Annotated in this window: 29 protein-coding genes; 13 read left to right on the top strand and 16 right to left on the bottom strand. The window is 43.4% G+C overall.

Translation table 11 applies throughout. The features are described from left to right. Positions 1 to 17 precede the first annotated feature (17 nt). The 5 genes from htpX to dnaB form a co-directional block, all read right to left on the bottom strand. A complete protein-coding gene (gene htpX / locus KS2013_RS09400; RefSeq protein WP_068992973.1) occupies positions 18 to 914 on the bottom strand; it encodes a protease HtpX in 897 nt (298 codons plus the stop codon). 217 nt (positions 915 to 1,131) lie between these two features. Then, on the bottom strand, positions 1,132 to 1,833 hold the full coding sequence (locus KS2013_RS09405) for a PepSY domain-containing protein (RefSeq protein ID WP_068992976.1): 702 nt from the start codon (positions 1,831 to 1,833) through the stop codon (positions 1,132 to 1,134). Between the two features lies 1 nt (position 1,834). After that, the gene (locus KS2013_RS09410) at positions 1,835 to 2,248 is read right to left on the bottom strand and encodes a secondary thiamine-phosphate synthase enzyme YjbQ (RefSeq protein ID WP_068992979.1); all 414 of its coding nucleotides are present in this window, start codon (positions 2,246 to 2,248) and stop codon (positions 1,835 to 1,837) included. Then, positions 2,245 to 3,330: an alanine racemase gene (alr, locus tag KS2013_RS09415; protein ID WP_068992983.1), complete on the bottom strand. Its 1,086-nt coding sequence runs from the start codon at positions 3,328 to 3,330 to the stop codon at positions 2,245 to 2,247. The genes KS2013_RS09410 and alr overlap by 4 nt, the downstream gene beginning before the upstream one ends. A 4-nt stretch (positions 3,331 to 3,334) precedes the next feature. After that, positions 3,335 to 4,726: a replicative DNA helicase gene (gene dnaB / locus KS2013_RS09420; protein ID WP_068992986.1), complete on the bottom strand. Its 1,392-nt coding sequence runs from the start codon at positions 4,724 to 4,726 to the stop codon at positions 3,335 to 3,337. 354 nt (positions 4,727 to 5,080) lie between these two features. Between dnaB and KS2013_RS11960 the strand changes: the two genes are divergently transcribed. The 8 genes from KS2013_RS11960 to KS2013_RS09460 all read left to right on the top strand — a co-directional run bounded on the left by KS2013_RS11960 (position 5,081) and on the right by KS2013_RS09460 (position 9,634). Then, positions 5,081 to 5,386: a hypothetical protein gene (locus tag KS2013_RS11960; protein ID WP_169816867.1), complete on the top strand. Its 306-nt coding sequence runs from the start codon at positions 5,081 to 5,083 to the stop codon at positions 5,384 to 5,386. Next, positions 5,374 to 5,766, top strand: coding sequence for a thiol-disulfide oxidoreductase DCC family protein (locus KS2013_RS09430; RefSeq protein ID WP_068992993.1), 393 nt, complete (start codon positions 5,374 to 5,376; stop codon positions 5,764 to 5,766). The genes KS2013_RS11960 and KS2013_RS09430 overlap by 13 nt, the downstream gene beginning before the upstream one ends. Positions 5,767 to 5,777: 11 nt before the next feature. After that, positions 5,778 to 6,197 (top strand): hypothetical protein, encoded by a 420-nt coding sequence (locus KS2013_RS09435; protein ID WP_068992996.1) that lies wholly within the window; start codon positions 5,778 to 5,780, stop codon positions 6,195 to 6,197. Between the two features lie 7 nt (positions 6,198 to 6,204). Beyond that, positions 6,205 to 6,897, top strand: a complete 693-nt coding sequence (locus KS2013_RS09440) for an aspartate/glutamate racemase family protein (RefSeq protein WP_068994520.1) — start codon at positions 6,205 to 6,207, stop codon at positions 6,895 to 6,897. 13 nt (positions 6,898 to 6,910) lie between these two features. Next, complete coding sequence (locus KS2013_RS09445; RefSeq protein ID WP_068992999.1) at positions 6,911 to 7,318, top strand: hypothetical protein; 408 nt, start codon at positions 6,911 to 6,913, stop codon at positions 7,316 to 7,318. A 43-nt stretch (positions 7,319 to 7,361) separates the two neighbouring features. After that, positions 7,362 to 7,763, top strand: a complete 402-nt coding sequence (locus KS2013_RS09450) for a GFA family protein (RefSeq protein WP_068993002.1) — start codon at positions 7,362 to 7,364, stop codon at positions 7,761 to 7,763. A 91-nt stretch (positions 7,764 to 7,854) separates the two neighbouring features. After that, positions 7,855 to 8,667, top strand: coding sequence for a hypothetical protein (locus KS2013_RS09455; RefSeq protein WP_068993006.1), 813 nt, complete (start codon positions 7,855 to 7,857; stop codon positions 8,665 to 8,667). A gap of 130 nt (positions 8,668 to 8,797) precedes the next feature. Continuing rightward, positions 8,798 to 9,634 (top strand): tetratricopeptide repeat protein, encoded by an 837-nt coding sequence (locus KS2013_RS09460; protein ID WP_068993009.1) that lies wholly within the window; start codon positions 8,798 to 8,800, stop codon positions 9,632 to 9,634. A gap of 139 nt (positions 9,635 to 9,773) precedes the next feature. Here the strand turns inward: KS2013_RS09460 and rplI are convergent, their stop codons facing one another. From rplI to rpsF, 3 genes are read right to left on the bottom strand one after another with little or no spacing between them, the layout of a single operon-like run. Next, positions 9,774 to 10,238, bottom strand: coding sequence for a 50S ribosomal protein L9 (gene rplI / locus KS2013_RS09465; RefSeq protein WP_068993013.1), 465 nt, complete (start codon positions 10,236 to 10,238; stop codon positions 9,774 to 9,776). 24 nt (positions 10,239 to 10,262) lie between these two features. After that, positions 10,263 to 10,490, bottom strand: a complete 228-nt coding sequence (rpsR, locus tag KS2013_RS09470; protein WP_068993015.1) for a 30S ribosomal protein S18 — start codon at positions 10,488 to 10,490, stop codon at positions 10,263 to 10,265. Positions 10,491 to 10,504: 14 nt separating this feature from the next. After that, positions 10,505 to 10,897 (bottom strand): 30S ribosomal protein S6, encoded by a 393-nt coding sequence (rpsF, locus tag KS2013_RS09475; protein WP_068993020.1) that lies wholly within the window; start codon positions 10,895 to 10,897, stop codon positions 10,505 to 10,507. A 287-nt stretch (positions 10,898 to 11,184) separates the two neighbouring features. On the opposite strand from rpsF, the gene KS2013_RS09480 reads away from it, so the two are divergent. Genes KS2013_RS09480 through KS2013_RS09495 form a run of 4 tightly spaced genes read left to right on the top strand, consistent with a single transcriptional unit; the run spans position 11,185 to position 14,783 of the window. Continuing rightward, on the top strand, positions 11,185 to 12,402 hold the full coding sequence (locus KS2013_RS09480; protein WP_068994522.1) for an Nramp family divalent metal transporter: 1,218 nt from the start codon (positions 11,185 to 11,187) through the stop codon (positions 12,400 to 12,402). Between the two features lie 13 nt (positions 12,403 to 12,415). Beyond that, on the top strand, positions 12,416 to 13,171 hold the full coding sequence (gene pxpA, locus KS2013_RS09485) for a 5-oxoprolinase subunit PxpA (protein WP_068994525.1): 756 nt from the start codon (positions 12,416 to 12,418) through the stop codon (positions 13,169 to 13,171). After that, positions 13,172 to 13,852 carry a 5-oxoprolinase subunit PxpB gene (gene pxpB / locus KS2013_RS09490; protein ID WP_068993023.1) on the top strand — a complete coding sequence of 227 codons (681 nt, stop codon included), beginning with the start codon at positions 13,172 to 13,174 and terminating at the stop codon, positions 13,850 to 13,852. It abuts the gene before it with no gap. Then, positions 13,842 to 14,783, top strand: coding sequence for a 5-oxoprolinase subunit C family protein (locus tag KS2013_RS09495; RefSeq protein ID WP_068993027.1), 942 nt, complete (start codon positions 13,842 to 13,844; stop codon positions 14,781 to 14,783). The genes pxpB and KS2013_RS09495 overlap by 11 nt, the downstream gene beginning before the upstream one ends. Before the next feature lie 2 nt (positions 14,784 to 14,785). Here KS2013_RS09495 and rlmB read toward each other — a convergent pair whose 3' ends face one another. The 3 genes from rlmB to KS2013_RS09510 form a co-directional block, all read right to left on the bottom strand. Beyond that, the gene (gene rlmB, locus KS2013_RS09500) at positions 14,786 to 15,526 is read right to left on the bottom strand and encodes a 23S rRNA (guanosine(2251)-2'-O)-methyltransferase RlmB (protein WP_068993030.1); all 741 of its coding nucleotides are present in this window, start codon (positions 15,524 to 15,526) and stop codon (positions 14,786 to 14,788) included. Positions 15,527 to 15,544: 18 nt separating this feature from the next. Continuing rightward, complete coding sequence (rnr, locus tag KS2013_RS09505) at positions 15,545 to 17,914, bottom strand: ribonuclease R (RefSeq protein ID WP_068993033.1); 2,370 nt, start codon at positions 17,912 to 17,914, stop codon at positions 15,545 to 15,547. A 128-nt stretch (positions 17,915 to 18,042) separates the two neighbouring features. Continuing rightward, positions 18,043 to 18,324 (bottom strand): hypothetical protein, encoded by a 282-nt coding sequence (locus tag KS2013_RS09510; RefSeq protein WP_068994527.1) that lies wholly within the window; start codon positions 18,322 to 18,324, stop codon positions 18,043 to 18,045. Positions 18,325 to 18,477: 153 nt separating this feature from the next. Here KS2013_RS09510 and hldE point away from each other — a divergent pair, with 153 nt between their 5' ends. Then, positions 18,478 to 19,899, top strand: a complete 1,422-nt coding sequence (hldE, locus tag KS2013_RS09515; protein ID WP_068993036.1) for a bifunctional D-glycero-beta-D-manno-heptose-7-phosphate kinase/D-glycero-beta-D-manno-heptose 1-phosphate adenylyltransferase HldE — start codon at positions 18,478 to 18,480, stop codon at positions 19,897 to 19,899. Between the two features lie 48 nt (positions 19,900 to 19,947). Here hldE and KS2013_RS09520 read toward each other — a convergent pair whose 3' ends face one another. The 5 genes from KS2013_RS09520 to ccoS form a co-directional block, all read right to left on the bottom strand. Then, a complete protein-coding gene (locus KS2013_RS09520; RefSeq protein ID WP_068993039.1) occupies positions 19,948 to 20,544 on the bottom strand; it encodes a Yip1 family protein in 597 nt (198 codons plus the stop codon). 25 nt (positions 20,545 to 20,569) lie between these two features. Then, positions 20,570 to 21,277, bottom strand: coding sequence for a fumarate/nitrate reduction transcriptional regulator Fnr (gene fnr, locus KS2013_RS09525; protein WP_068993042.1), 708 nt, complete (start codon positions 21,275 to 21,277; stop codon positions 20,570 to 20,572). Between the two features lie 53 nt (positions 21,278 to 21,330). After that, on the bottom strand, positions 21,331 to 22,707 hold the full coding sequence (gene hemN / locus KS2013_RS09530; protein ID WP_068993046.1) for an oxygen-independent coproporphyrinogen III oxidase: 1,377 nt from the start codon (positions 22,705 to 22,707) through the stop codon (positions 21,331 to 21,333). A gap of 87 nt (positions 22,708 to 22,794) precedes the next feature. Then, a complete protein-coding gene (locus KS2013_RS09535; protein WP_068993050.1) occupies positions 22,795 to 23,502 on the bottom strand; it encodes a sulfite exporter TauE/SafE family protein in 708 nt (235 codons plus the stop codon). Further along, a complete protein-coding gene (gene ccoS / locus KS2013_RS09540; RefSeq protein ID WP_068993053.1) occupies positions 23,495 to 23,716 on the bottom strand; it encodes a cbb3-type cytochrome oxidase assembly protein CcoS in 222 nt (73 codons plus the stop codon). The genes KS2013_RS09535 and ccoS overlap by 8 nt, the downstream gene beginning before the upstream one ends. Positions 23,717 to 23,720 lie beyond the last annotated feature (4 nt).

Below are 23,720 nucleotides of genomic sequence, written 5' to 3' on the forward strand. Positions count from 1 at the left end.
TTTTACTATTCGCTGTATTAGCGGTTACGTAAAGCTTCAATACGCGCGTCCAGAGGTGGATGTGACATGAATAAATGACCAAATTTCTCCTGGAATGAACCCGTACGGCCGTTTTTCAGACCAAAAGCGGTAAAGGTCTCGCCCATATCAGACGGCATGTCATACTCAACCTTTAATTTCTCCAGAGCTCCAATCATGGCCCCTGTGCCTGCCAGTTGAGCACCGGCTTCGTCCGCTCTAAATTCACGACGACGTGAGAACCACATAACAACCATGCTGGCCAAGATAGTCAGTATGATTTGCGCTACCATCACTGAAATAAAGTAGCCGATACCGTGACCCTGTTCATTTTTAAGGATAACGCGATCAACAAAATGACCAATGACTCGTGAGAAGAACAGTACAAAGGTATTAACCACTCCCTGGATTAGAGTGAGGGTAACCATATCACCATTGGCAACGTGGCCGATTTCATGAGCGAGAACTGCTCTCACTTCGTCTCGGTTCATCCTTTGTAGCAACCCCTCACTGACCGCTACCAGCGAGTTGTTCTTATTCCAACCAGTAGCGAAAGCGTTGGATTGCGGTGAAGGGAAAATGCCCACTTCCGGCATACCAACACCCGCATCCTTTGCCAGAGTTTCAACTGTATTGACCAGCCACTGCTCCGTCTCGCTACGAGGCTTATCAATCATTTTAACGTGCATGAATCGCTTCGCCATCCATTTCGACGCAAACAACGAAATGAAGGAACCAGCGAAGCCGATCACGGCACACCAGACTAACAGTGCTGTCAGGTTAAGATCGACACCGTTTTGCGCCATGATGCTGTCGAAGCCAAAAAAGCTCAGTACCGCACCAGCCAGTATTAAAATTGCAAAGTTGGTTAATAGAAACAAACCAATTCTTAACATTGATATCTCCAATAAAGATCAATTAACTGTATTAATTATGGGGGTTAGTCGGTAGGAAACAAGTGAATTTCAATGTCACCTAAAGCAAATTTGTAAATATTCGTGTCGGCTTTACAGCAGATAATCAAAAATCAATAACTTAATAAGCCAGTATGCGCCAAAAATGATGATGATTGACGCTATTACTGCTTTCCATTGAAGCTTTTTCTTCGACATTTTATGTCCGTCTTTTAGGCTTAAAAAAGATCAGCTTAATGACCAGATAAAGACCACTGATACTCATCAATATAGCCAGAAGTGCAGCAAAAATAAGAAGCGGATTATTAAAGTCGGTACGCTCATCATAATCCATTATGTGCAGCATCCAGAAAAAATCAAACAGTCGCCAGGTATTATTTCTTCGAGCTACAACTTCACCACTTTGCTGCGACACATAGATTCGAGTCTCATCATCGTCGCTAAAGATTACCTGCCACAAAGGGTAATTTTTTCCTCTAGCTTCGCCCACGGGCTCTGTAATAAGCTTAATCTGCTCTACCGGCTCCTCACCCAAGAAGTCAGCCTCGGCGACCTGGCGTGCAGTTATCTCAGGCAGGGGGGTAATCAGCTCACCCTGAGTGGCATCAATCAGTGCTTGTGATTCTTCACCATTTACTAGCCACACTGGCTTATTTAGCCACGACTTTAATACCACCTGCTCGGCATCTATCCCGGACAGTCTAATCGCCTCTGCGGCAGACACTGCTAAAGGCTGAGATAGGTCGGCGACAGCTTGCTCAGCAATGCGATCTTCCCCGCGGACTTCTTCAATATCGAAAAAGCTCATAACGAAACCGCCCACAACCCAGAGCAACAACTGGATTCCAATGATTAAGCCAAGCCACTTGTGGAATTTACGGAAAAAAACAACAGGTTTCATACTACTCACTTATATGTAGAATTATTCTTCTTTGCTGTCCTTGGTGTCGATGCTCCCAGAGATAAATCCCTTGCCAGGTGCCAAGTGCCAGTCGTCCATCAATGATGGGTATGCTTAAAGACACGTTCGTTAATATTGCTTTAATATGTGCCGGCATATCATCCGGCCCTTCCATGGTGTGGGTATATAGAGGATCGTTCTCTGGAACCAAACGGTTCAGCCAGTTTTCCAGATCTGTTCTGGCGCTAGGGTCGGCATTCTCCTGAATCGTTAGGCTACAGGAGGTGTGCTGAATAAACACATGGCAAACCCCAGCTGTAACCTGCTGCTCTTTAACCCACGACTCTACATCTCGGGTAAATTCATACAGCCCCTGACCGTGTGTCGATACTCTTAGTATGTCTTGATGACTCACCAGCGCTTACCTTTATAAATCATATGCACTCGCCCGGTAACACCGCAGCTTAAGGTATAAGGAATCGTGTCCGCATGCTCAGCGACTATTTCAGCCGGTAACTCTTTTCCCCACAGCACCACACGATCACCAATGTTTTCATTATGGTCAGGCCCCAGCTCCACCGCCAGCATATCCATCGATACGCGACCGACCAGAGGAACCGTTCGACCATTTACCCAGACTGGCGTGCCATTTTTTGCGTGGCGAGGATAACCATCACCGTAGCCAATAGCTACCAGGCCTATCACTGTATCCTTCTCAGCAAACCAATGACGCCCATAACCTGTCGACTCACCTTTTTTCAGGTTCTTTATCGACATGATCTGTGACTCCAGATTCATCACAGGCTGTAGTCCATAATCAGCACCCACAGAGCCTATCATTGGAGAGCAACCATACAAAATCAGGCCCGGTCTTATCCAGTCAAAATGGGCATCTTTAGCTTCAAGGATACCGGCGGAATTGGCCATAGACCGCTCCCAGGTCAGGTGCTTTGTGGTACTGACAAAGGTCTCCAGCTGCTGCTCGGTAAAGCTGTCGTTAACATCGTCAGCACTGGCAAAATGAGACATCAGCCGTATCGGCTTTTCGATACATTCAATCGTGGCAAGCTGTTTTTCTATTTCGGGTAATTCGTCAATCTTAAATCCAAGACGGTTCATTCCAGAGTCGACTTTCAGCCAGACCTTAATTTTTTTCGTTGTGTTTAGATTGGCTAGCGCTTCGATCTGTGGACTGTGGTGAACAACAATCTGAAGATCATTGTTCACAATTTTAGGTAACTCGCGAGCCTCAAAGAACCCTTCCAGCAAAAGAATGGGCTGCTGAATTCCAGCTTTTCTTAATGTATACGCTTCTGCAGGTGTCGCTACGGCGAACATTTCGGCTTCGGGTAGCGCTTTGGCAACTTTAGATAAGCCATGACCATAGGCATTGGCCTTGACCACAGCAATAACACGACTGTTGGGTGCTATTTTCTGGACAGTCTGAAAGTTATGGCGTAGCGCATCGAGATCGATAACGGCCTTAGTAGGTCGCATACGGCTAGTATCCTTCCCCCATTGCTTCGTAATCGTTATGCGCTAAATTGTCAAAACGGGAATATTGTCCCTGGAAACTTAACTCTACCGAGCCAATTGGACCGTTACGCTGTTTACCAATTTTGATTTCAGCAATGCCCTTACGCTCAGTTTCAGGATGATAGACTTCGTCTCGGTAAATAAACAGAATCAAGTCCGCATCCTGCTCAATAGCACCCGATTCACGCAAATCCGACATTACTGGGCGGCGGTCACTTCGCTGCTCCAAAGAACGGTTCAGCTGAGACAATGCGATAACTGGAACTTCCAGCTCTTTGGCCAAGGCTTTTAATGATCGCGATATTTCACTGACTTCCAGCGTACGGTTATCGCTCATGCCAGGTACCTGCATCAACTGCAAGTAATCCACCATAATCAGAGCCACGCCACCATGTTCTCGCGCGACACGTCTCGCACGTGAACGCATCTCTGCCGGAGATAGACCCGCGGTATCATCAATAAGTAATTTTGTGTGATTTTTTAACTGCAGAACACCGCTATTAAATTTGTCCCAGTCTTCTTTAGACTGAATTTGTCCGCTACGAATTTTATTTTGCTCAAGACGGCCTAAGGAAGAAATCGAACGCATAATAATTGATTCGCTCGGCATCTCAAGACTGAATACCAGTACAGGTAAGTCACTGGCTAGCGCAGCATTTTCCACGATATTCATGGCAAAAGTCGTTTTACCCATCGAAGGACGCGCCGCGATAATGACCAGATCGGCCTTCTGAAGCCCTGAGGTCATGTTGTCTAAGTCGGTAAAGCCTGTTGATAGACCGGTAACGCCACCTTTAGTCTTCTGAATTTGCTCAATTCGCTCAATAGTCGACTTGAGGATATCTTCAACTTTACTCGGGCCTTCGCCACTGGTCTCTCGCGATTCAGCAATCGCAAAAACTTTTCGCTCTGCCAGATCCAATAACTCCGCCAGACCTCTGCCCTGAGGGTTAAAGCTGGCATCCGCGATTTCATTCGACGCTGAAATCAGCTGACGAACAATGGCTTTTTCTCGAACGATCTCAGCATAGGCACGAATGTTAGCGACCGTAGGCGTGTTCTGTGCTAATTCACCAAGATACGATAAACCAATATCGGTCTCGCCTGTCTGCTCCAAATGCTCGGACAACGTAATAACGTCCATCGGCTTGGCCATATTGGCCAGCTCAGCCATCGCCTTGAAGATCTCACGGTGGTTTTTAACGTAAAAGTCCGTCGACAGCAGGATTTCTTCTACTTTCTCCCACTGGTCGTTATCAATCATGACACCGCCAAGCACTGACTGCTCAGCTTCGATTGAATGCGGAGGAACTTTTAAATCTTTGATTTTGTTGTCAGATTGTTGTGCTGATAGCATGGCTTGCTTCTAATTATCAAATTGGATGGCTATGTAATACAGGTAAACCCAAAGAGCCTACTTGAAACTATTCTATATACTAACAGTTTTTAGGCAATACAATAAGTCTGTGGATAAGTTCTGAATAAGTTTGTGTGCTATATTATTATGTAATATTTAACATCTTATAGTATTATTCGTAACATAATTAATACACTAGTAAATGGAAAATTTATTAGAAATAACAAATAAGGGAGCACCGTGAAAAGGCAATGCCCAAACTGTAAAAATCAAAGCGTATATTATAAGTTTATAGCTTTACACAAGTATATGAAGTGTCAAACCTGTGAAGCTTTGTATACCTACTCAATAACCATGAACTTTGCATTTTTCATTACTTACATTAGCTATTTCATAATAATGCCTATTTTTGGACCTAGCTTATTTCCAATCATTTTCATGTTAATAGGCACTATGATAGTTGTCGCCCTAATTACCAAGTACTTACCGTTAAAGCAAATTGAAAATGAAGACATCGCTTTTGTCTTGCCTACAAAAGTCAATTTCGAAAAAACAGATGATGTTAATACCAATATTAAACGTTACAGAGAGGCCATAAAAAAAGCAAAAGAAGCAAGACTAGATAAAAAAACAAACAAAATTCTTAAATGGCTGCAATAATTCTTTTCGATGGTGAGTGCGCCTTATGCTCTAGATGGGTGCCCTTTGTCATAAAACGTGATCCTGGGGCGCATTTCAAATTCTGCTCAGTGCAGTCCCCAAAAGGACAAGAGCTACTACAGTTCCTCGGACTGCCAACAAAAGAATACCAGACCATGGTCTTACTAAAAGGTGAAACACCCTACTACCGCTCAGAAGCTTTTTTCGAAGTTATCAAGGATCTTAAAAAGCCCTGGCCTTGGCTACGATTATTTCGAATCTTTCCCCTCAGGTTAAGAGACTGGGTCTATGACCGCATAGCACTCAACCGCTATAAGCTGTTTGGGAAGCATGATTACTGTATGCTTCCTTCAAAAGAACTTACGGACCGATTTTTATAATAAGGATTATCATGACAAAAGTTCTCATGACAAAAGTTCTCGCTTCTCTAACACTGCTACTATTCCCGCTTTGTGCAATAGCCTGTAATGAAACGGATCAACCTAAACTGATACTGGAAACAATATCAGAGCATGACTCGGGGTGTACTTCTTTCTATGTGATAACGCCTAATACTTTTAATGGTACTGAGATTGAGAGTGTGCTTTTTTCTAGTGAAAATCCCTCCATGCAATTCAGACTTGAAGCAGCTCCGGATAAAGATTTAAACCTCGCCTACAGCATTATTTGTGTCAACCAAACGCTTCTAAGCAAATCAGAGCTAACTTTATATTATCGAGAACCGGTTGGCGCAGATGGGGGCATGAGGCTATGTCTGGATGAGTACAAATATACTGACCTCCTCCAATACGTAATCAAGGAAGGCGAGTAAAATGCCTATGAAAACTATCGGCCTACTCGGCGGTATGAGCTGGGAATCCACAGCAAATTACTACAAAGCAATTAACCAGGAGGTTAAGCAGCGCCTGGGCGGTCTTAGCTCAGCCAAGATATGTTTATACAGCGTGAACTTTGCCGAGATTGAGCAGCTACAACATCAGGAGGAGTGGCAAAAGACCGCGGATATATTGTCCGAAGCAGCCCAGTTGGTCGAAAAAGCAGGTGCTGACTTTCTGCTGATTTGCACTAACACCATGCACAAGGTCGCTCCAGAAGTTGAATCAGCGATCAATATACCGCTGCTTCATATCGCTGATACCACTGGACAACAACTCGTTCAGAACGGCATCAAGTCAGTAGGTCTGCTGGGTACTCAGTTCACCATGGAGCAGGACTTTTATAAAAAGCGCTTAACCGATAAGTTTGGCATCGATGTATTAGTTCCACAAGACAAAGAACGTAAGCAGGTGCATGAGATAATCTATAACGAGCTGTGTCGAGGTGAGATCAATCAGAGCTCAAAAGAGACCTATCTCGATGTCATCAATAATTTAAAACAAGCAGGAGCAGAGGCGATTATTCTTGGGTGTACCGAAATTGCCATGCTGGTTAAACCCGAAGATACTTCAGTACCGCTTTACGACACCGCAGCCATCCATGCCTCGGCGGCAGTCGATCTGGCCCTGTTATAGGACACTATAAATAATGACATTTACCGAAAAGTGGCTCAAAGGAATCGCAATAACCCATATTATTGGCGGCATGCTGTTACCTATCATGGTTTTCACGCCAATCGCCGCTCCCTACTTTAATCAACTGCTGGAAGCATTCCCGCAAGGCGACCTAACGTCAATGAAATTTCTGATTGGTGTTTTTGGACCCACTGTGGCCAGCTGGGGGCTGTTATTTTATTACGGTGTCGGTAAAGCTTTTCAAAGCAAAACTCCCAAAGACTGGTGGTTCCTCGTCTTTGCTATTTTGGCCTGGGTGTTGCTGGACACCGTTTATTCACTGTTTTTTAACGTCATTTCACATCTCTATATCAATGGAGCAATAGCGCTTTTATTAATAACGCCACTTATCTTCCAAAAGTCGAAATTTTCTGCACAATAGTGGTAAGGTATTTCCTTAATACAAATAGAGAGGAGTGGTGGCTATGTCAAACAAAGGCTCATGTCTATGCGGTGAGGTCCAGTTTGAGATCGAGGGTGACTTTAACAAATTCTTTTTGTGTCACTGTTCGCGCTGCCGTAAAGGTACCGGAACGGCTCATGCCGCCAATTTATTCTCCAGCACAGCTACTATCAATTGGTTGTCTGGCAAAGAACGGATAAAAACTTATCACCTGCCCGAAACGCAACACGCCAGAAGCTTCTGTACCAACTGTGGTTCAGTGCTACCCATAGAAATTGCTGGTGGTAAGTTAATCATGGTTCCAGCAGGTGGCCTGGATGATGATGTATCAATTAAGCCCACAGCGCATATATTTATGGACGACCGAGCGAACTGGGAAGACTCGCTCAACGACACTGAAAGGTTCAAAACAATACCAAAGTAACTAAATTAGAATACAAACTTCCATTTTAGTTTCTCGACTATAATTAAGTAACTGTTATCACAACAATGAATAATAAAACAAAGGGATAATAATGAAACACGTAGTATTGGTTTTATGTATTTTTATAATTTCTTGTAAAACAACAAACGTTCAAAATAACTCAGAACCCAAACCTGAGGCAGGTGTTGATCTAACAATGTTTTATACACCTCAGGAGCTTACAAAAATAGAATTTATAGAAAGTACAGGCAGGCTAATTTGGATTAAAGATTCACTTGCGTGGCAGGCTACAGACATATTGTTAGAAGCTATTGACCCTGCTCAGCTTAAAAACAGTAAAGGCTGGGTGGTACATTTAAATAAACCTGAAAGCCCCACAGTTACTTTCTACCAAGAACTGAATCAAAAGTTAGATGTAATTGCCGACGTCGTCTTTGATAAAAACTTTCAAAACCCAAATTTAATATTAGCTCCAGAAAGAACTGTCACAAAACGTGAGTATAATATGGTAACCGCCTTGAATACTGTTAGATCCAGTCTCAAAACAGCATGCTCACCAACAGTAAACTCTGTTGTTTTACCAATGGAAAATGGCTGGCAGGTATACATTCTGACCGCAACAAAAGAGCCTGGTGTAATCCCTATTGGAGGTCATAAACAATACATTACAAGCCCCGATGGAAAGACTATTTTATCCGAAGAAGCATATTCCAAAAGCTGTATTAAACTCCAAGAACCCAAAGACCCTACCATAGCAATGGGACTCACTCATATTGTTGATGATTTTCCAGCACCAACTCATGTCTTTCATAACCTACAGACCGGGTTTATCTTTTATATTAAAACCGAAAAAGGAATCTGGAAGATTGTAGAGGGTGAAATTACACTTCTTCAAGATACTTAAGGTCTATAGTCACCTTGAGTCAGTGAATAAGAATGCCATAGCTAACCCTAGTCTGGGATTAATGTTTTCACCATAAAAACCAACGGGTAATTTAGTGATTTGACACAGGGAACCTATTAAATCACTATTAATGAAAATAAAAATTAGACTAAGTACGATGCCTTATAGACTTTCCACTATTTTACTATTAGTTTTTTACACTTTGGGTTTTAAGAGTTTTGAAACATGGCAAGATATCGATAAACAAGACTCAACATATATAAAGCTCTTTTATGAGGGCAAGTATCAAAAAGCCTTGCCTCAAATTAAACGCTTGGCTAAAAATGGTGATGCTGTTGCCCAATATACATTAGCAAAAATGTATGATCGTGGTAGACATTGGATTAGCTGTAGAGCATATCGCAACTGTTACCCTAATAACTTTAAGCCGGAAGACGATTTTGATTTCTCAAAATCCAAAGCAAAACTCTGGTATAAAAAAGCTATTAGTAATGGACACCCTTATGCTGCCTACATGCTTACAGAACATATAGTAAAAGATCGAAATCCAATGCCTGAAAAAAATAAAAAGCTGTCAATTGAAACTCTATTACCAAGAGTAAAGGCAGGGGATGCAGTGGCAACTTACATGTATTACGAACTAACAAGCTATACATTCGCTATAACGCCACAAACCTCTGATACCTCTAATCAAAAAGCTAGAGAAAATCTTGAAATGATCATTGAGATTTTATTGAAAGAGGCTCAGCAAGGTAGAGTTCTTGCAATGCATTACTTAGGTAAAGCATACTTCCATCTGTTGGACTACCCAAAATCCTTTGCCTGGTTTACTGCAGCTTCACAGAGAGGCTTTTCACCTTCCGGAGTCCATCAATTAATGGTGCTTAAATTTATTGAAAAGGAGGACCAGGAAAGTGAAACTGCTAAGGAGATTTATAAAGTCCGAACAATGCTAGAAAGTGGCTAATCAAAAAAGCGACTACCCGTAAACTTAACATCCCAATATTAATCTGTTTTTATAAGCGAAGTCTGGGCGATGAATAAACGATAGAAACAAAAAAAGCACCCGAAGGTGCCTTTTTGTAACTCGGCTTTAGCTTAATGAATTAAGCTTGAGCTTCGTCGAATTCACCAACAACAACAACTTTGATGTTAGCTTCAACTTCCGGGTGTAAATGTACTTCGAAAGTGAATTCGCCCGTCTGACGGATAGCGCCTTCTGGCATACGAACTTCTTTCTTTTCTAATTCAACACCTTGCTCAGTAACAGCTTCAGCGATGTCAGCAGTACCAACTGAGCCGAAAAGTTTACCTTCTTCGCCAGCGTTAGCAGCGATAGTAACTTCTAGACCAGCTAGTTTATCAGCGCGCTCTTGAGCTGCTTTAAGTACTTCTGCAGCTTTCGCTTCTAGCTCAGCACGACGCTCTTCGAAGTGCTTGATGTTTTCTTTTGTCGCAGGGACTGCTTTACCGTTAGGGATAAGGAAGTTACGACCATAGCCAGCAGCTACAGTTACAGTATCACCTAAATCACCAAGGTTGCGACGTTTTTCAAGTAAAATGACGTTCATCGTTATACCCTCTCAAAATGCCGCTTATTCGTGGCTATCAGTGTATGGCAAAAGAGCCAAGAAGCGCGCACGCTTAACAGCGCTAGCTAATTGACGTTGGTATTTTGCGCTAGTACCGGTAATACGGCTAGGAACAATTTTACCAGTTTCAGTGATGTAGTTTTTCAACATAGCTGTATCTTTATAATCGATCTCAGTTATGCCTTCAGCCGAGAAACGGCAGAACTTACGACGACGGTTAAAACGTGCCATGATATGTCTCCTTATTACTCAGCCGCAGCTTCAGTTGATTCTTCTTTCTTAGCTTCTTTAGCAGGCTTTTCGTCACGAGCAGGTTTCTCGTCTTTCTTAGCCATTGGAGAAGCTTCGGTAATAGCTTCTTTACGACGCATGATCATGTTACGTAGAACAGCATCGTTGTAGCGGAAGCTATCTTCTAATTCTTCGATAGTTTCACCAGCGGCTTCAACGTTCATAAGAACATAGTGCGCTTTGTGAAGCTTATTGATTGGGTATGCAAGCTGACGGCGGCCCCAGTCTTCAAGACGGTGAACAGTACCAGCAGCATCAGTGATCATCTTGCTGTAACGCTCGATCATGCCTGGAACTTGGTCAGACTGATCTGGGTGCACCAAGAATACGATTTCGTAGTGTCTCATTTAAAGTCTCCTTTCGGTTTCCAGCCACCTATGGCTCTTAATAACCATAAGCAACAAGGAGTAAACCTGATTGTATAAAACTTGGCCACAATGACCAAGGGCGCGTATTTTAAGGGCTTCTGGGCTAAAGATCAACCAATTTAAGTGCTCTGGATATTATTGCAATTTTAGGGGTTTAACCATTCAGGCTCCTAACAGGTGCAACTTTACTTACGATTCAGTCAAATCGTTGCGGGATTTCTTAATTATCTGTAACCTCATGACAAAACAGAACCATGAGCCACATTATGCCAAAATTTAAAATATCCATTGGCCCGGCAGCATTAGTCGCTGCTGCATTTATAGGTCCGGGAACCGTAACCATGGCAACCAAAGCAGGTGCCAGCTTTGGATTCAGTTTACTCTGGGCATTATTATTTTCCATTATCGCGACCATGATCTTAAAGGAAATGACGGCACGACTCGGGGTCGTCGGTCAAAAAGGTCTGGGCGAAGCCATACGCGAACTTATTAAAAACCCTGTCATAAAGGCCTTCTCAATTTTGCTTGTTGTTAGCGCCATCATTATAGGTAATGCGGCTTATGAAGGCGGAAATATTGCTGGTGCGACACTGGGTATTCAGGCAGTCTGGGACTACTCAGAACTTGTTGGCTTTGACTTCACTGCAATAATTATCGGACTTGTAGCTTTTGTCATTCTGTGGACAGGCAGCTATCGATTTATTGAAAAAGCCTTAATCGGTGTTGTTATTCTGATGAGCATCGCTTTTCTGGTAACTTTCTTCATGACAAAGCCTGATTGGGGAGATCTGTTTACCGGTTTGTTCGTGCCGTCATTACCTGACGGTTCTACACTGACGGTCATTGCTTTAATTGGTACTACCGTTGTCCCTTATAACTTATTCCTTCACTCATCCAGCGCAAAAAAGAAGTGGCATACTCCAGAAGAATTGCCAGAAGCCAAAAGAGATATTTATATAGCCATTCCTTTTGGCGGCTTGATTTCAATTGCTATCGTCTCGACGGCAGCCAGTGCATTTTTCGGTAGTCAATTGGAGATTAATAATGCTGCGGATATGGCAAAAAGTATTGAGCCTGCTTTCGGCAACCTGGCCAAGTACATGATCGCAGTAGGCTTTTTTGCTGCCGGTATTTCTTCAGCAATCACTGCACCACTCGCCTCAGCCTATGCTCTCACTGGCCTGCTGAATATACCCGAGGATTTAAAGTCATTTAAATTCCGAGCGGTATGGATTGCTATTCTAGTATTTGGTGTTGTCGCAGCCTCCCTCGGCTTAAAACCAATTTCTGTTATTTGGTTCGCTCAGGTTGCTAATGGTCTACTATTGCCGATTATTGTTATCTTCTTGCTGTGGGCTATGAACCAGAGCTTCCTTGGTGATTACCGAAACAACTGGTGGAAAAATTTACTGGGGCTGATCGTGGTTGTCGTTTCTATCATTCTTGGCGGTAAGAGTCTACTAGCCGCCTTTGAGTTGTTATAATCAAATCATGCGTATGACAATTGATATAAATTGCGATTTAGGCGAAAGCACTAACCCGGAGCACTGGGAGAGTGATGCATTGCTTATGCCTTATATCTCCTCCTGTAATATCGCCTGTGGGGGGCATGCCGGTAATGAAGCCAGCGTAAGAGCATCTGTCAGAAATGCTTACTCGCATAATTTGTCAATTGGCGCACATCCTTCTTATCCCGATAAAGAAAACTTTGGTCGTCGCTCGATTCCAATTGACGATGACTCTCTACGACAAACCATTTCTGAGCAAATCACCCTGGTTTTGAGAGAGTGTGAATCGCAACAGACCAAACTTTCTCACGTCAAGCCACACGGAGCTTTGTATAACGATGCAGCCAAAGATCTCAGCCTGGCACTTTTAGTAGCAGAGGAAGTGGCAAAAATTTCACCAGAATTAAAACTGATGGGTTTAGCTGAATCTGAAATGTATGAAGCAGCTAAAAAAGCAGGGCTGGAATTTATTCATGAAGGTTTTATGGATAGAAACTATCAGGCGGATAAAACTCTTGTTCCCCGAACAGAGAATAATGCTTTGCATGAGTCATTGGAAGACAGTTTAAATCAGGCGCTTAGCTTTGCTCTAGGCTCCCCCATTCAGACACCTGATAACGTCGAGCTTCAAATTATTATCGACTCAATCTGCCTGCATGGAGATAACCCTAATGCATTATCAATGGCGAAACAGCTTTACCAGCGACTTGAGGAACATGATTTTAAGGTAAGGGCCCCTATCTAGATGGCAAAACCAGAGCTTCACATTAATAGCGACAACTCTATCATCATTGAATTTAATGCTGAGATTAGCATTGAGCTAACACGCCTTATTCTTGGAACCAAAGAAAGCATTGAGGCTGCCAAACTTGATGGTTTTGTCGAGGTAGTGCCCGCCTACGACAGTTTACTGATCATATTTAAGGCAGAACAATTCAAACCAGAAGCTTGTCTGCAACAAATAGAGTCTATTGTAACCTCAGCAACACCCGTTAAAGAGGGTCAGCATCAACATCACCGGATCCCAGTATGCTATGACAAATCATTTGCACCGGATTTGGAGTATGTTGCTGATTATTGCGGACTGACAACGGATGAGTTGATCCGTTTACATTGTAGCTCCGAGTACCCGGTATTCATGCTAGGTTTTCTGCCAGGATTTCTTTATCTCGGTGAGCTTGATGAGCGACTCCATTGCCCGAGACGCTCGGAGCCAAGACCAAGAATAGAAGCAGGCTCTGTTGCCATTGGTGGTACTCAAACGGGAGTATATCCGATAAATAGCCCTGGTGGTTGGCATATTATTGGCAAAACACCAATAAAGATGTTTGATGTTGCCAAGGAGCCGCCGGCTATAGCCAGCCCTTTGGATACTATCAGCTTTGAACCAATCAGCCTGGAGGAGTTTGAGCGTTATGGCGATTAAAGTCCACAAGGCTGGCTTACAGACGACGGTTCAAGATTCAGGCCGTAGCGGATACCGTAAATATGGCGTTGCTAATAACGGAGCTCTGGATGAATACAGCCACCGTTTGGCAAACTGGTTAGTAGGGAAAGAAAAAGATAGCCCGACTCTGGAGGTCACTCAGATAGGTCCAGTCCTTGAATTTACAACGGCCACAACCATTGGGATTGCCGGTGCGGAGTTTGAGCTATTCATTAATGATCAGGCTGTACCAATTAACCAGACATTACATATTAAGGCTGGAGACACACTGAGCTTTGGTCACCTAAAGTCAGGGGCAAGAGCTTATATCGCCTTCTCCGGTGATCTTGAGATACCGAGCATTATGCAAAGCAGGTCAACCAACCTACTGGCAAGTTTTGGTGGATTGAATGGTCGAGCACTTCAAGATGGTGATTGCCTGTCTATATCTTCAGAGCTTTTTGCGCAAGAGCGTACGGTTCCAGAAGAGCTGTTAATGGAACACCACCACAACCTCAAGCAAAAGCATATTATAGTTCGTATGATACCGGGTAGAGAGTTCTCCTGCCTGGAAAAAGGTAGTAAAGAAAAATTTCTATGCAGCGACTTTGAAGTTAACAGCTACAGCAATCGAATGGCCATTAAGCTTGACGGAGCCGAACTATCGACCAGAGAAGAACAGTCGATGATTACGAGTCCAATTGTACCCGGAACCGTACAGCTGCCTTCCAATGGCCAGCCCATCATCATTCTTGCTGATGGTCAAACAGCAGGAGGTTATCCTCGTATCGGTCAGGTAATCACAGCCGACCTCAGCTTATTGGCTCAGCTTAAACCTCATGATCGTCTATCGTTCTATCCCATTGATATTCAGCAGGCAAAAAAAATCCTGCTTCAGAAGCAGGATTTTATCTCTAACTTAATTAAATGATACTAACTAGACCTCTGCCTAACCGCCTCAAATAAGGTTACTCCCGTCGCCACGGATACATTTAGGCTGGATACTTCTCCTGCCATTGGGATCTTAATCAAGAAGTCGCAGTTTTCACGAGTCAATCGTCTCATGCCATCGCCTTCAGCACCCATCACAATGGCCAGGCCACCTTTTAAATTGGCCTGATAGATATCCTGCTCAGCTTCACCTGCGGTTCCTGCTATCCAGACACCATGTTCCTGTAATACTTTCATGGTTCTAACAAGGTTTGTTACCTGAATAAATGGCACAGACTCAGCAGCACCGCAGGCAACTTTTCTCACCACATCAGTTATTCCAACCGCATTGTCTTTTGGAGCAATGACCATATGTACACCTGCTGCATCAGCACTACGCAAACAGGCGCCTAAATTATGAGGATCAGTAACACCGTCTAAAATCAATATGAACGGTGATTCTTCTAACTCATTGAGCAGTTCGGGAATATGTTTCTCATGATAATTTTTTTGTTTTTTCTGAAGACTGATCGCTATCACACCCTGATGTCGCTGGTCGGTCATTTCATCAAGCTCTTCGCGACTCTTTTGAGTCACAGGAATATTTTTTTCTTGAGCAAGCTTCACTAACTTGTGCGCGCGTTGATCGTGCCGGTTACTCTGAATAAAAAGCCTCTCGACACTTTTACTATTTCGTTTTAATAAAACTTCTACTGCATGTAGACCATAAACAATTTCAGACATACTTACCTACAATTGATGTTAACGACGATTCTTTTTACCGCTTTTACCACGTTTCTTTTTGGCATTTTTACCGCCTTTACTGGCACCATTTTTCTTCCCTTTATGGCCACTTTTATCACCACTCTTAGCTACAGAACCTGAGCGTTTGGCTTTGTTAAAAAGTTTCTTACGCTCTGAACCACGAACTTTTTCACGTTTTACCTTGTCACGCTCTATAAGTTCAAAGTCTATATTTCGTTGTTCCAGATCGACATGGCTGACCTTAATTTTTACTCGATCACCGACCCTGAAAGTTTGGTGAGTACGTTCACCAATTAATCGCATTTTTGCCGCATCAAAATGGTAATAATCATCGCCAAGTTCGCTAATATGCACCAAACCTTCTACGTACAATTCGTCCAGCGCAATAAACACACCAAAACTAGTGACTGAAGAGACCGTTCCCCAGTACTCATCACCCACCCTGGTCAACATATATTCACATTTTAACCAGTCGACAACATCACGTGTAGCCAGGTCAGCACGTCGCTCAGTCATTGAACTATGTTCAGACAGCTGCACCAGTTCCTGTTCATTGTACTTTCGTCCGCCATCCGTTCCGACGACATTATCTGACTTGAGTAATGCTTTAATAATGCGATGCACCAGCAGATCCGGGTAACGGCGGATAGGAGATGTGAAGTGGGTATAGGAGTCAAAAGCCAATCCAAAATGCCCCTCATTCTGAGGGCTGTAAACAGCCTGCATCATAGAACGAAGCATCATGGTCTGGATTAACTCATAATCTGGCCGTTCCTTGATAGCATCATGCAGTTCACGGTAATGCTTCGGCTCTGGCTTTTCACCACCAAAAAGAAATATTCCTAATTCGCCAAGGAAAGCTCTAAAAGATTCTAGCCTGTCTTCCGATGGCCCTTCATGCACACGATAGATGCCGGGCAAAGGACTTTGTTCGATAAATTGAGCTGCCGCCACGTTGGCGCAAATCATGCACTCTTCGATAATTTTATGAGCATCATTACGATGGCTCGCTACGATGTTTTCAATCTTGCGATTTTCATCGAAAATGATCTGTGTCTCTGTGGTTTCAAACTCAATGGCTCCCCGAGCGTTTTTAATCGCCAGTCGAGCTTTAAATAGCTCATAAAGCTCTTCAAGTTCAGGTACGCGATCGGAATATTGCTGACGGAGTTCTTCATCTCCACTTAATATTGACCATACCTTGTCGTAGGTAAAACGCGCATGCGAGTGCATCACTGCAGGATAAAACTGACTATCAACAACATTACCTTTTGGGTCAAGATCCATTTCTGCAACCATGCACAGGCGATCAACATCTGGATTCAACGAGCAAAGGCCATTCGACAAAAGCTCGGGTAACATCGGTACCACATACTCAGGAAAGTAGACGGAATTACCACGCTCAATCGCTTCTTTGTCTAAAGCACTTTCGGGACGCACATAATGGCTTACATCAGCAATGGCGACCCAAAGCTTCCAGCCGCCACTTGCCTGTTTTTCACAATAAACAGCATCATCGAAATCTCTGGCGTCGGCGCCATCAATCGTAACTAAAGGTAGCTTCCTTAAGTCCACGCGACCTTCCCAATCCTGGTCTCTGACTTCAACTGGAAGATCGGTGACTTCAGAATTCACATCTCTTGGCCATTCGTGCGGAATCTGATGATTCCGGATGGCGATTTCGATTTCCATTCCCGCAGAAAGGTGATCACCTAAAACCTCGGTAATAATGCCGTGGGCGTGTCGATTTTTCTTCGGGCGCTGGGTTATTTCAGCAACTACAACCTGACCTTTACTGGCTCCAAGAGTATCGTCCGGTGAAATAATCAGGTCGTGCAAAATTCGGGGGTCTTCGGATGAAACGAAAAGGAGACCGCTTTCTTCAAACAGGCGTCCTACAACGTAGTTGGTAGAGCCGTCAAGAATCTCCACAATCGCACCTTCTGTGCGACCTCTTCGATCTACTTTTTTTACTCTGGCGAGTACCTTATCTCCGTGGAAAACACTGTGCATTTCGCGGGGTGACAGATACCAGTCATCACCGCCCTCTTCCAGCGCAAGATATCCATAGCCGTCACGATGCGCCAAGACCTTCCCTCGCTTGAGATCCGTAGCATCCACCAGGCAATATCGACCTTTTCGGTTACAGATTAACTGCCCATCACGCTCCATAGCGTTAAGACGCTTATCTAGCGCTCGCTTCTGTTCTGACTTATTAATATCAGCTTTCTTAGCTATGGTCTCAAACGATACAGGTTCACCAGCCTCTTCCAATAGCTGTAAGATAAATTGGCGACTGGCTATAGGGTTGTCGTAACGCTGAGCTTCGAGCTCGGCCTGTGGGTCTTGCTTGGTTTTCTTTGGCATATATTCATCCTAATTTTTTAACATTGTATCGGTTATCCCCCTCTCCCACCAAACCTAATTGAGGAATATGCCCTCATAGAGCAAAAAAGCGGCTCAAAGGCCGCTTTTTATTTATTAAACAGTGATTTTTAGCCTTTTCTAGACTCTCTGATGTAATAACGTGCTTTTTCTGAATTTTCAACGCAGGCGTCATAACTTTCGAATGTTTGATTGGTTTTTGCAGCAGTCAACAAGCTGGCTGCTTTAGTATAGTTAACCGTCCCAGCGAAACCTTCGCTTTTAGCAAAACTCAGCTCTTTATACGCTGTATCTATTGCCTGCCTGCATTGAGCTGCGCTCGAACCTTTTCTTGCCCCGGCACAAGACGCTAATAACAAGGCAATAGCACTTAAGATCAAAATTACTTTTATATCTTTCATCATTTACCTCCGGCGAGAAGCCATTTTTTTTACAGTTTACCTGCAAACTGCTTGATATAACACAAAATACCTCTCAACTCTTACATCACTCAGGGTAACGCGCTATCATTAACACACACTTAATATACCCATTGAGTAGATGGTTTGAACTTTAATCTTCCAAAATTTAACAAAGCTAGAGTATTAGTAATCGGCGATATCATGCTTGATCGCTACTGGCATGGTGAAACATCACGCGTGTCCCCGGAAGCTCCGGTACCCGTGGTTAATGTCAGCCAAACCGAAGATCGGGCAGGCGGAGCAGGCAACGTTGCATTAAATATTGCCGTATTAGGCTGTCAGGTGACACTCTGCGGTGTAACAGGTAACGATGAAGCAGCGCAAAGTTTAGAGGAGATTTTGGAACATCAACAGGTGAACTGTGAGTTTGAAAAGCGCCCTCATCAACAAACCATCACCAAGCTTCGTCTGATGAGTCGTCACCAGCAATTATTAAGGGCCGACTTTGAGAAAGATTTTGCCCTGGATAACGGTATCGCGCTAGAAACTTTTGAGAAGCTTATCGAGCAGCATGACATAGTCGTTTTATCTGATTATGGGAAAGGCACCTTAAAAGATCCCCAGTCTGTTATTCAGGCTGCTGTATTACAAAACAAACCCGTGATTGTTGATCCCAAGGGCAGTGACTTTACAAAATACCGTCAAGCGACCCTAATCACCCCGAATCAATCTGAATTTGATACTATCGCCGGCAAGTCAGAATCCGAAGAAGATTTTCTAGAGAAGGCTCGCGAAGTTAGAAACCAACTTGATATTGATAGCCTGCTGGTGACCCGTAGCGAAAAAGGTATGGCGTTATTCTCGGCTGATAAAGAACCTTACATGCAGGCAACTCAAGCTCAGGAAGTGTTTGATGTGACTGGCGCCGGTGATACCGTTGTGGCGACTCTTGCCAGTGCCATGGCTGCCGGGGCTACCATGAAAGAGTCCGTGCAAATAGCTAATCTTGCAGCTGGAATTGTCGTTGGCAAACTTGGTACAGCAACGGTTTCCACCCAAGAACTACATCACGCCATGCTGAGCCATCAACCACTTCAAAAAGGCGTTGTTTCGGAACTTACCTTACTGGATCTGATTGCTCAGGCTAAAGCGTCCGGTGAGAAAATTGTTATGACCAATGGCTGCTTCGATATTTTACACTCAGGACATGTCAGTTACCTTAAACAGGCTGCTGAACTTGGCGATAGGTTAATTGTGGCCGTTAACAGCGACGACTCTGTGAAACGCTTAAAAGGGGAAAGTCGTCCTCTAAATCCTTGCCCACAGAGAATGATGGTTCTATCCGAACTGTCTAGCGTAGACTGGGTTGTTGAGTTTACTGAAGACACTCCTAAACGGCTTATAGAAGCTCTGGTTCCTGACGTCCTGGTAAAAGGTGGCGATTATAAGGTTGAGGAAATTGCAGGAGCAGATAGCGTCATTGCCAACGGAGGAAACGTAGTAATTCTCGATTTTGTTGATGGCGTATCCACCACCAATATCATTAACAAAGCTAAAAGCCACTAAAAACAACAAAGCCTCGATACAACGAGGCTTTGTTAATTAAACTTTGAATTATCGGGTAAACACAGGACCAACGCCATTTGCCCAGAATAAGACACTCATGGCTAATGCAGCTACTACCAACACTAGGCCAACTGTGATGATCGAGTTTGAGAAAAAGAAAGCTTTCTCGTCACCAATCCCCATCATGATAGGCGTTCCCAAAAATAGTAACCTGACTGAAAAGGCAACAGCAACAAGGGTGAATAGCATATCCAGCCATAGAACCGGGTAGGCACTGAGGACACTGACTAGAAATAGAGGAATACAAGAGTATACAACTAGCGCGAAGCAGTCAGAGAGGCTCGCATCAGAACCATACGTTTTTGCCATCCAGTGTATTAGACGTGAAAAAATATAGGCACCCACCAAAATAGCCAGATAAGCAGCAATAGAAATACTGAGCGCGCTTTCCCAGGTCAGTTTCACGGGGTCTTCATTACCAATTTTCCACCCACTGTAAACAGCACCGATAAACGCAAAGAACGGCGGCAATAAAGCCATTACGATCAATACTCGAAGATAAACCTGTGGAATACTAAAGTTTTTTTCTTTTATGTGCTTCCAGGTATCTTCCGGTTTGTACAAAATATTAAATCGATTTTTCATATTTGCCCCCTCAATACCAAATCGATTAGTGACAACGACTTCCAGCCAGCTCACTTAACGCCTTAAAGTCCGAAATTGTTATTTCTTTTTCTTTAACCGAGATCAGTGACTGTTGCTGTAACTTTGAGAAAAGTCTGCTGACCGTTTCGACGGCTAATCCAAGGTAGTTCGCTATATCGCTTCGAGTCATCGTCAGATTAAAACAGGTTCTTGATAAGCCCCTACTGGCAAAACGACTCGACATATTCATCAAAAATGCGGCCAAACGCTCATCTGCACTTTTCTTACTGAGCAGTAACAGTAACTCCTGATCGTCATGAATTTCTCGACTCATGACACGCAATAGTTGCTGGCGTAAACCCGGTATCTCACCAGATAGCATTTCCAACTTATTAAATGGAATCGTGCAGACCGATGATGTTTCTATAGCTTTTGCCATACTGGGGTGTTTTTGACGGTTGATTGCGTCTAGCCCAATAATTTCACCTGGCAAGTGAAAGCCTGTTATTTGCTCTTCACCACTTTCTGAAATGGTATAAGACTTTATACACCCTGAGCGTACAGCATAAATGGCTTTAAACTCATCGCCAGCATGAAAAAGCATTTCACTCTTTTTCAATGGACGTCGCCTTTGGATAATACTATCCAAGTGCTCAACTTCAGCTTCAACCAGCATTACAGGAAGGCATAACTGGTTGATACTACAGTTCTGACATTTTACAGAAGGCAGCATAAATAAGTCCCTAGAATCAATATGAGTAAAGTATAGATCTAAACTAAACTAAGTTAAATGGCTTTTGAATAAATCTGCAATGCCTTTAATTCTTTAAAGTATTCATCAAAGGTCATACAAATATTTCTAATGAGTAAACGACCGGTATCAGTAACCTCAATACCCTCATCATCCATACTTAATAGCCCATCGGCCTCCATAGTCTTTAGCTCTTCTATTTCACTCGCAAAATGCTGCCTGAAGTCAATGCCGTGTGTCCTTTCTATCTCTTTATATTTTAGGTTAAACAGGCAGATAAGCTGCATGATTACGTCGTGTCGTAGCTTATCTTCTGCCGTAGATTCGTATCCTCTCCATAGTGCATAACTATCATTCTCAACACATTCATAGTAAGTAGTTAAGTCACGTTGATTCTGGATGAAGCAATTACTGACCTGACTAATAGATGACACCCCAAGACCCAGTAAGTCACAGTCAGCGTTAGTAGTATAACCCTGGAAGTTTCGATGCAAATCACCGTTTTGTTGAGCATGAGTGAGTTCATCATGGGGTAGTGCAAAATGGTCCATACCAATATAAACGTAGCCTGCTTTGGTAAGCTTCTGGATGGTCATCTCCAAAATGGCTAACTTTTCTGAGGGTGATGGCAAATCTTTTGCATCAATGCGACGTTGCGGTTTAAAGCGGTGTGGTAAATGTGCGTAATTGAATACCGACAGTCGATCCGGTGCCATTTCAATAATTTTATCAACGGTCTCGGAAAAACTTTTTTCGCTTTGAAATGGAAGACCATAAATCAAGTCCACGTTAATTGACTCAAAGCCATACTTTCTGGCATTAATGAGTACATTGCGGGTCATACTTTCTGGCTGAATCCGGTTTACAGCTTTTTGAACCTTCTCATCAAAATCCTGCACACCGAGACTGATTCGATTAAAACCCAGTCGCGATAATTCTGGCAGGGTCTTATGATCCATTCTTCTGGGGTCAATTTCGATCGAATAATCACCTTCTTCTGCGAAGTTAAAATACTCTTTCAGGGTATTAACTACCTCAGCAATCTCCTCATTGTTGAGAAAAGTCGGAGTACCACCACCCCAATGCATTTGCTGAACTTCTCGCCCCTTAACATGTGCTGCAATACGCTTCGCCTCAGCCAATAAAGCGGCTATATAACGTTTTGTTTTGCTTCTGTCCTTGGTGATCACTTTATTGCATGCACAGTAGTAGCAAATGTTCTCACAGAAGGGAATATGAATATAAATCGACAGTGGTTTGGTCGCGTCTCCCTGCTCCAGTACTTCAACTAGTCGTTGCTCACTAAAACCGTCTTCTTCAAACTGCAGCGCCGTTGGGTACGACGTATATCGTGGACCAGAAATACTGTACTTTTCAATTAAGGAGCTATCCCACAAAACCTTGGTATTCATAACCTGAACGAGTTAATAACTGATAGGCTAAGGATAGTTGAGTAGGATTTCGGACAGTTGATCTAGATCAACTTAGTAGAATACAGATCACTGTGTTTGATGATGTTGGTGTGTGTGCTGACCTGCGGGGTTAGTGATCATGCTCGAAACATTGTATAGCTGGAAGCTACCCCACAAAATAAAGATGACTCCTATCAAGCTCCTCACCACCTGACGTCGAAAAAAATGTATCAGCTGTTTAGCAAATAAGCCGGTGACATATAGGGCAGGAAGTGTCCCCAAACCAAAGGCCAGCATAGTAACTGTTCCTTGAGCAGCTCCTCCGCTGGCAGCGGCCATGGCCAGAGCACTATAAACTAAACCACATGGCAACAATCCCCAAAGTAAACCTATTGGTATGGCCTGAGAAACTCTTCTGAGAGGCAAAAAGCGCTTCTGTAATGGTTGCAATATCTTCCATAATCTTCCACCCTGCTTTTCCAGGTAGGTTAACAGGCTCCATTGTCCCATCAGATATAGCCCCATCATGATCAGCAAGAAACCTGCCAGAAACAGCAGAATAGGAAAGTCTGTCCAACGGGTTATGACCGCCCCAAGGCTGCCCACTATAGTACCTAGTATGGCGTAACTGACTATTCTGAAGAGTTGGTAGACCAAAGATAGGAGAGCCTGCTTTTGAGGTTCACAGCCTGAACTTAATGCAACGGTCAAACCACCACACATTCCGAGGCAGTGAGAACTTCCCAAAAGACCCATCATAAATGCGGGTAACCATACGACCGTTAATTCAGTCATCTGCTTTAGCCTTATCACTGCTGTTCTGATTACTGGCTGATTGCTGCTGTTCCTCAGCATCATCTTCTTCAGGCGACTCTTGATCAAAAATAATACGGTGCGCTTCTTTATCCAGATCCGAGTATTGATCGTTATTAACGGCCCAGAAGAATACCGCGATGGCGACTATCAACAGGATAAACGTAATAGGTATCAGTAAAAATATGGCATCCATAATG

The sequence above is a fragment of the Kangiella sediminilitoris genome, assembly GCF_001708405.1.
Taxonomy (GTDB): Bacteria; Pseudomonadota; Gammaproteobacteria; order Enterobacterales; family Kangiellaceae; genus Kangiella; species Kangiella sediminilitoris.

Excerpts from the sequence above, each read along its gene's own strand:
- hemN (WP_068993046.1), bottom strand. The coding sequence starts at position 22,707 with ATGAATACCAAGGTTTTGTGGGATAGCTCCTTAATTGAAAAGTACAGT.
- rnr (WP_068993033.1), bottom strand. The coding sequence starts at position 17,914 with ATGCCAAAGAAAACCAAGCAAGACCCACAGGCCGAGCTCGAAGCTCAG.
- htpX (WP_068992973.1), bottom strand. The coding sequence starts at position 914 with ATGTTAAGAATTGGTTTGTTTCTATTAACCAACTTTGCAATTTTAATA.
- KS2013_RS09405 (WP_068992976.1), bottom strand. The coding sequence starts at position 1,833 with ATGAAACCTGTTGTTTTTTTCCGTAAATTCCACAAGTGGCTTGGCTTA.
- ccoS (WP_068993053.1), bottom strand. The coding sequence starts at position 23,716 with ATGGATGCCATATTTTTACTGATACCTATTACGTTTATCCTGTTGATA.
- rlmB (WP_068993030.1), bottom strand. The coding sequence starts at position 15,526 with ATGTCTGAAATTGTTTATGGTCTACATGCAGTAGAAGTTTTATTAAAA.
- KS2013_RS09495 (WP_068993027.1), top strand. The coding sequence starts at position 13,842 with ATGGCGATTAAAGTCCACAAGGCTGGCTTACAGACGACGGTTCAAGAT.
- KS2013_RS09440 (WP_068994520.1), top strand. The coding sequence starts at position 6,205 with ATGAAAACTATCGGCCTACTCGGCGGTATGAGCTGGGAATCCACAGCA.
- KS2013_RS09445 (WP_068992999.1), top strand. The coding sequence starts at position 6,911 with ATGACATTTACCGAAAAGTGGCTCAAAGGAATCGCAATAACCCATATT.
- KS2013_RS11960 (WP_169816867.1), top strand. The coding sequence starts at position 5,081 with ATGAACTTTGCATTTTTCATTACTTACATTAGCTATTTCATAATAATG.
- pxpB (WP_068993023.1), top strand. The coding sequence starts at position 13,172 with ATGGCAAAACCAGAGCTTCACATTAATAGCGACAACTCTATCATCATT.
- KS2013_RS09535 (WP_068993050.1), bottom strand. The coding sequence starts at position 23,502 with ATGACTGAATTAACGGTCGTATGGTTACCCGCATTTATGATGGGTCTT.
- rpsR (WP_068993015.1), bottom strand. The coding sequence starts at position 10,490 with ATGGCACGTTTTAACCGTCGTCGTAAGTTCTGCCGTTTCTCGGCTGAA.
- KS2013_RS09460 (WP_068993009.1), top strand. The coding sequence starts at position 8,798 with ATGAAAATAAAAATTAGACTAAGTACGATGCCTTATAGACTTTCCACT.
- pxpA (WP_068994525.1), top strand. The coding sequence starts at position 12,416 with ATGACAATTGATATAAATTGCGATTTAGGCGAAAGCACTAACCCGGAG.
- dnaB (WP_068992986.1), bottom strand. The coding sequence starts at position 4,726 with ATGCTATCAGCACAACAATCTGACAACAAAATCAAAGATTTAAAAGTT.
- KS2013_RS09430 (WP_068992993.1), top strand. The coding sequence starts at position 5,374 with ATGGCTGCAATAATTCTTTTCGATGGTGAGTGCGCCTTATGCTCTAGA.
- rplI (WP_068993013.1), bottom strand. The coding sequence starts at position 10,238 with ATGAACGTCATTTTACTTGAAAAACGTCGCAACCTTGGTGATTTAGGT.
- alr (WP_068992983.1), bottom strand. The coding sequence starts at position 3,330 with ATGCGACCTACTAAGGCCGTTATCGATCTCGATGCGCTACGCCATAAC.
- rpsF (WP_068993020.1), bottom strand. The coding sequence starts at position 10,897 with ATGAGACACTACGAAATCGTATTCTTGGTGCACCCAGATCAGTCTGAC.
- KS2013_RS09450 (WP_068993002.1), top strand. The coding sequence starts at position 7,362 with ATGTCAAACAAAGGCTCATGTCTATGCGGTGAGGTCCAGTTTGAGATC.
- KS2013_RS09435 (WP_068992996.1), top strand. The coding sequence starts at position 5,778 with ATGACAAAAGTTCTCATGACAAAAGTTCTCGCTTCTCTAACACTGCTA.
- KS2013_RS09455 (WP_068993006.1), top strand. The coding sequence starts at position 7,855 with ATGAAACACGTAGTATTGGTTTTATGTATTTTTATAATTTCTTGTAAA.
- KS2013_RS09480 (WP_068994522.1), top strand. The coding sequence starts at position 11,185 with ATGCCAAAATTTAAAATATCCATTGGCCCGGCAGCATTAGTCGCTGCT.
- fnr (WP_068993042.1), bottom strand. The coding sequence starts at position 21,277 with ATGCTGCCTTCTGTAAAATGTCAGAACTGTAGTATCAACCAGTTATGC.
- KS2013_RS09520 (WP_068993039.1), bottom strand. The coding sequence starts at position 20,544 with ATGAAAAATCGATTTAATATTTTGTACAAACCGGAAGATACCTGGAAG.